Annotated in this window: 9 protein-coding genes; 8 read left to right on the plus strand and 1 reads right to left on the minus strand. The window is 66.1% G+C overall.

What is annotated here, in order from left to right:
- The 4 genes from QMX85_RS18905 to aldA all read left to right on the plus strand — a co-directional run.
- A partial coding sequence (locus tag QMX85_RS18905) for an SDR family oxidoreductase (protein WP_282343474.1) occupies window positions 1-715 on the plus strand: 715 nt, incomplete at its 5' end.
- A 151-nt stretch (window positions 716-866) separates the two neighbouring features.
- Window positions 867-2,840: an alkyl sulfatase dimerization domain-containing protein gene (locus tag QMX85_RS18910; protein WP_282343476.1), complete on the plus strand. Its 1,974-nt coding sequence runs from the start codon at window positions 867-869 to the stop codon at window positions 2,838-2,840.
- 291 nt (window positions 2,841-3,131) lie between these two features.
- The gene (locus tag QMX85_RS18915) at window positions 3,132-5,348 is read left to right on the plus strand and encodes a PQQ-dependent dehydrogenase, methanol/ethanol family (protein WP_282343478.1); all 2,217 of its coding nucleotides are present in this window, start codon (window positions 3,132-3,134) and stop codon (window positions 5,346-5,348) included.
- 51 nt (window positions 5,349-5,399) lie between these two features.
- Complete coding sequence (aldA, locus tag QMX85_RS18920; protein WP_282343480.1) at window positions 5,400-6,836, plus strand: aldehyde dehydrogenase; 1,437 nt, start codon at window positions 5,400-5,402, stop codon at window positions 6,834-6,836.
- Window positions 6,837-6,947: 111 nt separating this feature from the next.
- Here the strand turns inward: aldA and QMX85_RS18925 are convergent, their stop codons facing one another.
- A complete protein-coding gene (locus tag QMX85_RS18925; RefSeq protein ID WP_282343482.1) occupies window positions 6,948-8,918 on the minus strand; it encodes a sigma-54-dependent Fis family transcriptional regulator in 1,971 nt (656 codons plus the stop codon).
- Between the two features lie 339 nt (window positions 8,919-9,257).
- Here QMX85_RS18925 and yiaY point away from each other — a divergent pair, with 339 nt between their 5' ends.
- The 4 genes from yiaY (at window position 9,258) to pqqC (ending at window position 12,503) form a co-directional block, all read left to right on the plus strand.
- A complete protein-coding gene (yiaY, locus tag QMX85_RS18930) occupies window positions 9,258-10,406 on the plus strand; it encodes an L-threonine dehydrogenase (RefSeq protein WP_282343484.1) in 1,149 nt (382 codons plus the stop codon).
- A gap of 228 nt (window positions 10,407-10,634) precedes the next feature.
- Complete coding sequence (gene pqqA / locus QMX85_RS18935; RefSeq protein WP_003291121.1) at window positions 10,635-10,706, plus strand: pyrroloquinoline quinone precursor peptide PqqA; 72 nt, start codon at window positions 10,635-10,637, stop codon at window positions 10,704-10,706.
- A 45-nt stretch (window positions 10,707-10,751) separates the two neighbouring features.
- Window positions 10,752-11,663 (plus strand): pyrroloquinoline quinone biosynthesis protein PqqB, encoded by a 912-nt coding sequence (pqqB, locus tag QMX85_RS18940; RefSeq protein WP_282343486.1) that lies wholly within the window; start codon window positions 10,752-10,754, stop codon window positions 11,661-11,663.
- 87 nt (window positions 11,664-11,750) lie between these two features.
- A complete protein-coding gene (pqqC, locus tag QMX85_RS18945; protein ID WP_273234480.1) occupies window positions 11,751-12,503 on the plus strand; it encodes a pyrroloquinoline-quinone synthase PqqC in 753 nt (250 codons plus the stop codon).
- The last annotated feature ends 32 nt before the right edge of the window (window positions 12,504-12,535 follow it).

Raw genomic sequence — 12,535 nt, forward strand, 5'->3', positions numbered from 1 at the left:
GGCCGGTATCGGCCGCGCGACGGCCCTGGCGTTCGCCAGCGAAGGGCTGAAGGTGGTGGTGTCCGACCTGGATGCCACCAATGGCGAAGCCACCGTCGAGGCGATCCGCGCCGCCGGCGGCGAGGCCAGCTTCGTGCGTTGCGACGTCACCCGCGAGGCGGACGTGAAGGGCCTGATGGAAAGCGTGATCGGCACCTACGGTCGCCTGGACTATGCCTTCAACAACGCCGGCATCGAGATCGAGAAGGGCAAGCTGGCCGACGGCGGCGAGGACGAGTTCGACGCCATCATGGCGGTCAACGTGAAGGGCGTCTGGCTGTGCATGAAGCACCAGATTCCGCTGCTGCTGGCCCAGGGCGGCGGCGCAATCGTCAACACCGCCTCGGTGGCCGGCCTCGGCGCGGCGCCGAAGATGAGCATCTACGCCGCCTCCAAGCATGCGGTGATCGGCCTGACCAAATCCGCGGCCATCGAGTATGCGAAGAAGAAGCTGCGGGTCAACGCGGTGTGCCCGGCGGTGATCGATACGGACATGTTCCGCCGCGCCTACGAGGCGGACCCGCGCAAGGCCGAGTACGCCGCCGCCATGCACCCCGTCGGTCGCATCGGCCTGGTCGAGGAGATCGCCGCCGCGGTGCTCTACCTGTGCAGCGACGGCGCAGCCTTCACCACCGGTCACGCGCTGGCCGTGGACGGCGGCGTCACCGCGATCTGATCGCCTCGCCAGGTCGTCGCTTCGCGACGGCCTTCGGGCGGAACGGCAGGGATGCTTTTCCGCCTACGCGCTCTCTTTCACGCGTGGTACGGGACAAGCAGCCGTTTCGCTTGTCGCACACTGCGATCGTCCTAGAAGAAGAGAGAACTTCATGCCCGTGCCCCTTTTGCTGAAAGGCCTTTCCTTGGCGCTATTTGGCGGATTCGTCGCCAGCTCGCTGGCGGCCGAGACACCCAAGCCGGCCACCGCGCTGACCGCATCGGTCAACGCCGCCTGGAACGAGCGCCTGCCGTTCGCCGACCAGGCCGATTTCCAGGCGGCCCGTCGCGGCCTCATCGAAGCCTTCGACGGCGTGATCCGCGACGAGGACGGCAAGCCGGCCTGGGACCTTTCCGCCTATGCCTTCCTCAACGGCACGCCGGCGCCGGACTCGGTCAACCCCAGCCTCTGGCGCCAGGCGCAGCTGAACAACATCGCCGGGCTGTTCCAGGTCAGCGAGCGGCTGTACCAGCTGCGCGGCATGGACCTGGCGAACATGAACGTCATCGAGGGCGACACGGGGCTGATCATCGTCGACCCGTTGCTCAACCAGGCCACCGCGAAGGCCGCGCTGGAGCTGTACTACAAGCACCGCCCGCGCAAGCCGGTGGTGGCGGTGATCTACACCCACGCGCACGTCGATCATTTCGGCGGCGTGCGCGGGGTGGTCGACGAGGCGGACGTCAAGGCCGGCAAGGTGCGCATCTATGCGCCGGAGGGCTTCTTCGAGCACGCCATCGGCGAGAACGTGATGGCCGGCCCGGCGATGAGCCGCCGCGCGCAATACATGTACGGCGCGCCGCTGCCACGCGGCGAGCGCGGCCAGGTCGACGCCGGGCTCGGCAAGTCGGTGCCCAGCGCTGGCACCATCACGCTGATCCGGCCCACCGACGTGATCGCGCAGCCCATCGAGCGGCGTCGCATCGACGGTATCGACATCGAGTTCCAACTGACGCCCGGCACCGAGGCGCCGGCGGAGATGAACCTGTACTTCCCGCAGTTCCGCGCGTTGTGCATGGCCGAGAACGCGGCGCGCGTACAGCACAACATCCTTACCCTGCGGGGCGCGCTGGTGCGCGATCCGAAGGTCTGGGCCGGCTATCTCGACCAGGCGCTGCAGCGCTACGGCGACAAGTCCGACGTGCTGTTCGCCCAGCATCACTGGCCGACCTGGGGCCAGGTGGAGATCCAGACCTTCCTCGCCGACCAGCGCGACATGTACGCCTTCATCAACAGCCAGACGCTGCGTTTGCTCAACCAGGGGCTCACGCCGATGGAGATCGCCGAGAAGCTGAAGACGCTGCCGCCCAGGCTGGCCAACAAGTGGTACACCCGCGATTACTACGGCTCGCTGAGTCACAACGTGCGCGCCGTGTACCAGCGCTACATGGGCTTCTACGACGGCAATCCGGCCAACCTCAACCCGCTGCCACCGGTCGAGGCCGGCCAGCACTACGTGGCGGCCATGGGCGGGGCGGACAAGGTGTTGGCGCTGGCCCGCGAGTCGTTCAAACAGGGCGACTACCGCTGGGTGGCACAGCTGACCAACCACCTGGTGTTCGCCGAGCCGGACAACAAGGCCGCGCGCGAGCTGCAGGCCGACGCCCTCGAGCAGCTCGGCTACCAGAGCGAGAACGCCACCTGGCGCAACGCCTACCTGATGGGCGCCAACGAGCTGCGCAACGGTGTTTCCAGGCAGCCCAGCGTCGGCAGCAACGCGCCGGACCTGGTCCGCTCGCTGACCCCGGCGATGTTCTTCGACTACCTGTCGGTGCGCATCGACGCCGAGAAGGAGGCCGGCGAGGACCTGCTGATCAACTGGAGCTTCAGCGACCTCAAGGAAGACTACGCACTGACCCTGCGCAACGGCGTGCTCACCCATCGCGACGGCGTGCTGCATCCCCAGGCCGATGTCAGCGTGACCATGGACAAGGCGCTGCTCGACCGCATTGCCCTCAAGGAAACCAGCTTCCTCAAGCAACTCATGGTCGGCAACATCAGCATGCAGGGCGAACGCCTCAAGCTCGGCCGGCTGCTGGGCGGCATGGACGAGCCGGACGGCAACTTCAATATCGTCACGCCCTGAGACTTCCTTCCGCCTGGCGTTTTCCTCCCCGAACGCGGCTCCGGCCGCGTTTTTCATGCCTGTCGATCGGCGTCGCGCCGCTCATTGGTTGTCGCAGAACTGTTCTGCCTGTCTCGGCGAATGCGACAGCTGTAGCGGCGCGCGATGCCGCCAAAGCCGCCTCGCTGATCGCTGAAGGCCGCGTCGCTCCTGGCCTGCAAGGGCTCCGCCGGTGGCTGGCATAGCGGTTGCTCTTCTGAATGGGACTGCAGCGAAACGCTCCAGCCCCTAATAAGAAATCGGGAGAAACCCATGAAACAGATTGGCCTCGCTTCGCGCGCAGCCCGCTTGCCTGAAAGCGGGCGTGCCTCCGGCGCCGTACCACTGACTTCCCTGTGCATCGCCATCCTTCTCGCCCTCGGCTCCACCGCCTCGCTGGCCGCACCTCAGCCGGCCGCACCTGAGCCGGCCGCTGTGGACGGCGCGCGGATCGCCGCCGCGGACAAGGAGCCCGGCAACTGGATGTCCACCGGACGTACCTACGATGAGCAACGCTTCAGCCCGCTGAAACAGGTCAACGACGGCAACGTCGACAAGCTCGGCCTGGCCTGGAGCTACAAGCTGGATATCGACCGCGGCGTTGAGGCCACGCCCATCGTCGTCGACGGCGTGATGTACACCACCGGACCGTTCTCCATCGTCTACGCGCTGGATGCGCGCAACGGCAAACTGTTGTGGAAATACGACCCGCAATCCGACCGCTCGCGCGCTGGCGAAGCCTGCTGCGATGCGGTGAACCGCGGCGTTGCGGTGTGGAATGGCAAGGTCTATGTCGGCGTGCTCGACGGCCGCCTGGAAGCGATCGACGCCAAGACCGGGCAGAAGGTCTGGAGCGTCGACACCCGCAGCGATCACAGCCGCAGCATCACCATCACCGGCGCGCCGCGCATCGTCAAAGGCAAGGTCATCATCGGCAACGGCGGCGCCGAGTTCGGCGTGCGCGGCTACATCACCGCCTACGACGCCGAGACCGGCAAGCAGGACTGGCGCTTCTTCACCGTGCCTGGCGACCCCAAGGAAATGCCCGAGGGCAAGGGCATGGAAATCGCCGCCAAGACCTGGTTCGGCAACAACTACCACAAGCAGGGCGGTGGCGGGACGGTGTGGGATTCGATGTCCTACGACCCCGAGCTGAACCTCCTGTACATCGGCGTAGGCAACGGCTCGTCGTGGAACCCGCGCATCCGCAGCGAGGGCAAGGGCGATAACTTGTTCCTCTCGTCCATCGTCGCCATCAACCCGGACAACGGCGAGTACGTCTGGCACTACCAGACCACGCCGGGCGATGCCTGGGACTACACCGCGACCCAGCACATCATGCTGGTGGACCTGGAGCTCGACGGCAAGAAACGCAAGGTGCTGATGCAGGCACCGAAGAACGGCTTCTTCTACGTGATCGACCGTGAAACCGGCGAGCTGCTCTCGGCGAAGAACTTCATCCCGATCAACTGGGCCACCGGCATCGACATGAAGACCGGGCGGCCGATCCGCAACGAGAAGGTCGCCGAATACTGGAAGGACCCGGAGAAAAAGGCCCGCCTGATCCAACCCGCGTTCTGGGGCGCCCACGACTGGCAACCCATGTCGTACAACCCGCAGACCGGGCTGGTGTACATCCCGGCGCACATCATGTCGGCCATGTACCAGGACGTCGATGGCGCACCGCCGCGCTCCAAGTTCAAGAGCATCTATCAGCTCGACGTGAACACCGGGATGATGCCCGAAGACCCCGAAGGCCTGCGCAAGATCGCCGACACCTGGACCGGCAAGCTGATCGCCTGGGACCCGGTCAAGCAGGAAGCCGCCTGGGAAGTGCCTTACACCACCATCTTCAACGGCGGCACCCTGAGCACCGCCGGCAACCTGGTGTTCGAAGGCACCGCCAACGGCCGCGTGGTGGCCTACGCCGCCGACACCGGCAAGAAGCTCTGGGAACAGCCCGCCAACACCGGGGTGATGGCGGCGCCGGTGACCTATGAAGTGGACGGCGAACAGTACGTGACCTTCATGGCCGGTTGGGGTGGCGCCTTCTCCACCTTCGCCGGCGCCCTGTCGCTGCGCGCCGGGGTCAAGCCCTACGCCCAGGTGCTGACCTACAAGCTCGGCGGCACCGCCACGCTGCCCGACCTCAAGGACCGCTTCGCCGACCGCAAGCCCGAGCCGCCGAAACTCACCGGCACCAAGGCACAGATCGACCAGGGCCGCGAACTGTTCAATTCGAGCTGCTCGCAATGCCACGGCATCAATGCCATCAGCGGCGGCGTGGTGCCTGACCTGCGCACCCTGAGCAAGGAAAACCACGAGCGCTTCCTCGGCATCGTCTATGGCGCGCGCATCCCGGACGGCATGCCGTCGTTCGAGGGCCATCTCGACGCGAAGCAGGCCGAAGCGGTGCATCAGTACCTGATCAAGCGTGCCTACGACCTGCAGGAACAGCAGGCCGCCGCCAAGAAGACCGCCGCCAACTGACCCCCAGACGCCCGCTGCGGCGGGCTTTTACTCGTGGATGGGAGAAACGCAATGAGCACCATCGTCACCTACCAGAACTACATCGATAACGCCTTCATCGGCAGCGAAGAGCTGATCGAGGTGCATAACCCGGCCAACGCCGAACTGCTGGCGCGGGTGCCGCAGGCGACCAGTGTGCAGGTCGAGCGTGCCATCGCCGCTGCTCGCAAGGCGCAGAAGGGCTGGGCCGCCAAGCCGGCCATCGAACGCGCCGGCTACCTGCGCAGGATCGCCCAGAAGGTGCGCGACAACGCCGAGCGCCTGGCCCGCGTCATCACCCAGGAGCAGGGCAAGGTGCCTGGCCTGGCGCTGGTGGAAGTCAACTTCACCGCCGACTACCTCGACTACATGGCCGAATGGGCGCGCCGCCTGGAAGGCGAAATCCTCACCAGCGACCGCGCCGGGGAAAACGTCTTCCTGTTCCGCAAGCCGCTCGGCGTGGTCGCCGGCATCCTGCCCTGGAACTTCCCGTTCTTCCTCATCGCCCGCAAGATGGCGCCGGCTTTAATCACCGGAAACACCATCGTGATCAAGCCCAGCGAGGAAACCCCGATCAACTGCTTCGAGTTCGCCCGCCTGGTGGCCGAAACCGATCTGCCTGCCGGGGTGTTCAACGTGGTCAGCGGCACCGGCGCCGGCGTCGGACATGCCCTCACCAGCCATCCCGGCGTTGACCTGATCAGCTTCACCGGCAGCGTCGCCACCGGCTCGCGGATCATGGCCGCTGCCTCGCCGAACATCACCAAGCTCAACCTGGAACTGGGCGGCAAGGCGCCGGCCATCGTGCTGGCCGATGCCGACCTCGAGCTGGCCGTGAAAGCGATCACCGCCTCACGGGTGATCAACACCGGGCAGGTGTGCAACTGTGCCGAGCGGGTTTACGTCGAGCGCAAGGTGGCCGACCAGTTCATCGATAAGCTGGCCAGCGCCATGGCCGCCACCAAGTACGGCGACCCGTCCACCGATGCCGACCTGGACATGGGCCCGCTGGTCAACCAGATCGGCCTCGACAAGGTCGCGCAGATGGTCAAGACCGCCAGCAGCCAGGGCGCACAGATCGTCACCGGCGGCGCGGTGGCCGATCTGGGCAAGGGTTTCCACTACCAACCGACGGTGCTGGCGGGCTGCAAGTCCGACATGGAGATCATGCGCAAGGAAATCTTCGGCCCGGTGCTGCCGGTGCAGATCGTCGATGACCTGGATGAAGCCATCGCCCTGTCCAACGACTGCGAATACGGCCTGACGTCATCGATCTACACCCGCAGCCTCGGCGCGGCGATGAAGGCCTGCGCCGAGATCGACTTCGGCGAGACCTACATCAACCGCGAAAACTTCGAGGCCATGCAGGGCTTCCACGCCGGCGTGCGCAAATCCGGCATCGGCGGCGCGGACGGCAAGCACGGCCTCTACGAATTCACCCACACTCACGTCGTCTACATCCAGAACTGACGAAGGACGGTTTCTCCTTGCATCGCCGGCCCTCTCCCGCTCAGGGGAGAGGACCGGCGAGGGGGAATACCTTCATCTGACTCGATTTTCCGTTTTCCGCCGGCAACTTCCTCAGCCCATCGCGTTGGGCGGCACGATGCCGTGCTTCTTCATCTTGCGGTAAAGCGTCGAGCGGGAGATGCCGAACTGATCGGACGCCGCCGTGACGTTCCACTTGTGCTGGCGCAGAGCGTCCAGCAGCGCCTGGCCTTCGACATCGCCGATGCGTGCCTGAAGGCTGCCCCCGGCGACACCTTCGGGCGTCTGCAGCAGGGGCAGCGTGCGCGTCGCGCGCGTCAGCTCCGCCGGTAGGCAGTCCATGCCGATACAGCCGTTTTCCGCCAGCGCCACGGCGTAGCGCAGGGTGTTAAGCAGCTGGCGGATGTTCCCCGGCCACGGACAGGCCAGCAGCGCCTCCAGCGCCTGCGGTTGCAGGTAGGCGCCTTGCTGCTCCGCCTCCAGCAGCGTGCGGATCAGCCAGGCCTTGTCGCTGCGTTCACGCAGGGCCGGCAGGCGGACCACGGCGGCACCGAGTCGGTAGTAGAGGTCTTCGCGAAAGCTCTTGGTCTGGATCATCGCCTGCAGGTCCTGGTGTGTCGCGGAGATCACCTGGACGTCCAGCGGAACCGGCTCCTCGGCGCCGAGGGCGAAGATTTCCCGCTCGGCGAGCACCCGCAACAGGCGCGTCTGCAGGTGCGCCGGCATGTCGCCGATCTCGTCGAGAAACAGGGTGCCGCCGTTGGCCAGCTCCAGCTTGCCCTTCATGCCCTTGCGGTTGGCGCCGGTGAAGCTGCCGCTGCGGTAGCCGAACAATTCGCTCTCGATCAGGGTTTCCGGAATCGCCGCGCAATTGAGCGCGACGAATGGCCCGCGCGCGCGCCGGCTGGCGGCATGGATAGCGCGGGCGAAGGCTTCCTTGCCGGTGCCGGTTTCGCCCTCCAGAAGGATCGGCAACCCCTTGTCCAGCAGCTTGCGCAGACGCTGCACGCTGGCCTGCAGACCGGCGTCGCGACCGCTGAGCTGCTCGAGATCGGGCGAGGCGGGCTTCGACCGGTTCGGCTCGCCGTTCGGTGCGACGTAGGAGCCGACCGGGCGCGTAGCCGCAGGTGCGCCGGCCGGGATGCGCAGCGCGACTTCGATCAGCGCTTCCTCGTCCAGGGTCCGCAGCATCAGACTCCGCGCGCCGCCCTTGCTGAGGTCCAGTAACTCGTCGAGCCGTAGCGGCAGCAGGCTGTCGATGGCCCGGCCGATCAGCTGGCGGCCCTTCTGGTGGGCAACGAAAGCGGCATGGTTGGCGCCGACGACGTTGCCGCCTTCGTCCAGCGCCAGCAGTTGCTCGCTGGCCAGGTCGCTGATCTCGTCGCGCGGTTTCAGCGCAAGGGTCAGGCAGTCGCGATAGCTGTGGCGGAAGTAGGCGTTCTCGATCATCCGCGCGTACATGACCACCAGTTGCAGGGTCAGGTGCTGGGCTTCCTTGGGGCCGTCCATGTCCAGGCAGGAGGCATTCAGGCAACCCTTGAGCTTGCCCAGCGGGTCGAAGATCGGCGAGACCGAGCAACTCATCCGCGCGTTGGCCGCCAGGAAGTGCTCCTCGCGGTGAATGGTCAGCGCGTGTTGCGACACCAGCGAGGTGCCGATGCCGTTGGTGCCGACCACTGATTCGTCCCAGCGTGCGCCGACGATCAGCCCGGACTGGGTGTAGGGATCGCGTTGCGCAGGCAGGCGCGAATCCAGCGTGATGCCGTTCTCGTCGCTGAGCAGCACGGCGAAGCCGGCCTGGGCGACGCGTTTGGACAGGCCGGTGACGCCTTGCCCGGCGATCGCCAGGTATTCCTGATTGAGCTCCTGGTGGCGACGGATCTCGGCGGCGGTGAGGATGACCTTCTCGTTGCGCCCGCGCGGGTTGAGGCCGTGCTGAACGATGCTGCGGTGCCAGGATTGGGCGATCACGCCCTCCGGACGTACCGAGCGCTCGGCGAAATGATCGAGGATGAAACGGTTCAGGTCCTGACTGCCCGGATGGGCCAACGGCGAAGGGTTCATGGCGACTCCAACTGCTGGCGCTCGGTCCACGCATCGGCGGACGAGCTGTCCTGTTCTTGTTGTTGCGACACAAGGTGCCCGGTACTTCCTCAGCCTAACTCTACAGGCAGCCCACGACCATTCCGCCTGCCCATTGGTCGGGTTCCCCCGCCAACCCTGCCTTCCAGGGTGCGACACCTGTCGCACGCCTGCACCACTGCACGTCATCGCCTCATTGGGAACGGGGTGCGGCAATCAGGCCGTTTCTTGCCTGACATCAGTGTCGGTGGAGATCGCCGGGAGTAGCTTCGGTGCGGCATACAAACACAGTCCTGCGAAAAGCACAGGAGGAGCACCCTGATGAGCAGCACGTTCTTCATCCCCGCGGTAAACATGATGGGCAGTGGCAGTCTCGAAGAGGCCATGCTGGCCATCCGCAACTTCGGATTCCGTCACGCTCTTATCGTCACCGATGCAGGTCTCGCGAAGGCCGGCGTGGCCGACAAGGTCGCCGCCCTGTTGTCGGCGCAGGACATCCAATCCAGCCTGTTCGATGGCGCGCAGCCCAACCCCACCGTCGGCAACGTCGAGAAGGGCCTGGCCCTGCTGCAACAGAAAGGCTGTGACTTCGTCATCTCCCTCGGTGGCGGCTCGCCCCACGACTGCGCCAAGGGCATCGCCCTGTGCGCCAGCAACGGCGGCAAGATCGCCGACTACGAGGGCGTCGATCAGTCGGCGAAGCCCCAGCTGCCGCTGGTGGCGATCAACACCACCGCCGGCACCGCCAGCGAGATGACACGTTTCTGCATCATCACCGACGAAAGCCGCCACGTGAAAATGGCCATCGTCGACCGCAACGTGACCCCGATCCTCTCGGTGAACGACCCGTCGCTGATGGTCGGCATGCCGGCCGGGCTGACCGCCGCCACCGGCATGGACGCCCTGACCCACGCAGTCGAGGCCTACGTTTCCATCGCCGCGACGCCGATCACCGATGCCTGTGCCCTGAAAGCGGTGACGCTGATCTCGCAGAACTTGCGCCAGGCGGTGAAAGACGGCAAGAACATGGAGGCACGCGAGGCGATGGCCTACGCGCAATTCCTCGCCGGCATGGCGTTCAACAACGCCTCGCTGGGTTACGTGCACGCCATGGCGCACCAGCTCGGCGGTTTCTACGACCTGCCGCACGGCGTGTGCAACGCGGTGTTGCTGCCGCACGTGGAAAGCTTCAACGCCGCCGTCTGTCCGCAGCGCCTGGCCGATGTGGCGCAGGCTATGGGCGTCGACGTGCAGGGCCTGGACGCCGAGGCCGGTGCCGCGGCCTGCATCGCGGCGATTCGCGCGCTGTCGGCGGACGTCAACATCCCCGCCGGCCTGATCGCCCTCGGTGCCAAGGCCGAGGACATCCCGATCCTCGCCGCCAACGCGCTGAAGGATGCCTGCGGCCTGACCAACCCGCGTCCGGCCAGCCAGGAGCAGATCGAGGCGATCTTCCACGCCGCGCTGTAAGCCTATCGCACGACCAAAACGCGGCCCAGGCCGCGTTTTTTTTGCCTGCGATTCCCTGCAGAGTCCCGTCGTCGAACAGCTGTAGCAGCTCTGCGGCAGTTGTTACCGGCGGGCACTACCGAAGCAGGGCGCTGTCTGCTTCCAAAGTACCATTTCGCTTTTTGCGAAATGGCGCGAACGTGGGGTACCGGAGTTTTTCCGGCCCATAAATCCAAGAGAGGAAACGCCATGTGGACTAAGCCCGAGTACACCGACCTGCGCATTGGCTTCGAAGTGACCATGTACTTCGCCAACCGCTGATCCGTTCCGCCCCGGCCCTGCCGGGGCTTCCTGCTAGGGCTCCCCATGCATATCCAGATTCTCGGTTCCGCGGCGGGCGGTGGCTTTCCGCAGTGGAACTGCAATTGCCGCAATTGCCGCGGCTTGCGCGAAGGCACCCTGAACGCCCGCGCCCGCACCCAGTCCTCCATCGCCCTGTCCGACAACGGCGTCGACTGGATCCTGTGCAACGCGTCCCCCGACATCCGTGCCCAACTCGAAGCCTTCCCCGTACTGCAGCCGGCGCGCAAGTCGCGTGACACGGCGATCGGCGCGATCATCCTGCTGGACAGCCAGATCGACCACACCACCGGGCTGCTCAGCCTGCGTGAAGGCTGCCCGCACGAAGTCTGGTGCACGGAGATGGTCCACCAGGACCTGACCACCGGCTTTCCGCTGTTCAACATGCTCGAACACTGGAACGGCGGCCTGCGCTGGAACCCCATCGGCCTGGACGGCAGCTTCGTCATTCCAGTGTGCCCCGGCCTGCGTTTCACCCCGGTTCCCCTGCGCAGCGCGGCGCCGCCGTACTCGCCGCATCGCCACGACCCGCATCCGGGCGATAACCTCGGCCTGCTGGTGGAGGACCTGAACGGCGGCGGTACGCTGTTCTATGCGCCGGGGCTTGGCCAGGTCAGCGATGCGTTGCGCCAGACCATGGCCCGCGCCGACTGCTTGCTGGTGGACGGTACGCTGTGGCGCGATGACGAGATGCGTGTCTGCGAGGTCGGCGACAAGCTCGGCAGCGAGATGGGGCATCTGCCGCAGAGCGGGGAGGGCGGCATGCTCGAACTGCTCGACGGACTGGCCGCGCCGCGCAAGGTGCTCATCCACATCAACAACACTAATCCGATCCTCGACGAGGACTCCGCCGAGCGCGCGCAGCTGGCTGCGCATGGCGTGGAAGTCGCATTCGACGGAATGAGCATCACCCTGTAGATGCGCGCCGCGCATCGCCGTATGAACAGTGCCGCCAACGCTGCGCCCGCGCAGCCCGGGAGAGCGGCGTCGCCACGGAGTGCTTCGATGTCCATGACTGCCATGACCCCCGCTGAATTCGAGCAGGCGCTGCGCGCCAAGGGCGCCTACTACCATATTCATCATCCCTACCATCGGGCGATGTACGAGGGGCGTTCCAGCCGCGAGCAGATCCAGGGCTGGGTCGCCAACCGCTTCTATTACCAGGTGAACATCCCGCTCAAGGACGCCGCGATCATGGCCAACTGCCCGGATCGCGACACCCGCCGAGAGTGGGTGCAGCGCATCCTCGACCACGACGGCGCGCCCGGCGAGGAGGGTGGCATCGAAGCCTGGCTGCGCCTTGGCGAGGCGGTGGGGCTGGATCGCGAGCAGATTCTCTCGCAGGAGCTGGTGCTGCCGGGCGTGCGCTTCGCGGTGGACGCCTACGTCAACTTCGCCCGCCGCGCGAACTGGCAGGAGGCGGCGAGCAGCTCTCTGACCGAGCTGTTCGCGCCGCAGATTCACCAGTCGCGGCTGGACAGCTGGCCGCAGCACTACCCGTGGATCGACCCCGCCGGTTACGACTACTTCCGCAATCGTCTGAGCCAGGCGCGGCGCGACGTCGAGCACGGCCTGCGGATCACCCTGGCGCACTACACCACGGCCGAATCGCAACAACGCATGCTGGATATCCTCCAGTTCAAGCTGGACATCCTCTGGAGCATGCTCGACGCCATGAGCATGGCCTATGAGCTGGAGCGCCCGCCGTACCATACGGTCACCGGCGAGCGGGTCTGGCACAAGGGGATCGCGCTATGAGGCGTCGAACCGTAGGGTGCGCCGTGCGCACC

Origin of the sequence: Pseudomonas sp. PS02288, assembly GCF_029959715.1 — a bacterium.
GTDB classification, from domain to species: Bacteria; Pseudomonadota; Gammaproteobacteria; order Pseudomonadales; family Pseudomonadaceae; genus Pseudomonas_O; species Pseudomonas_O kuykendallii.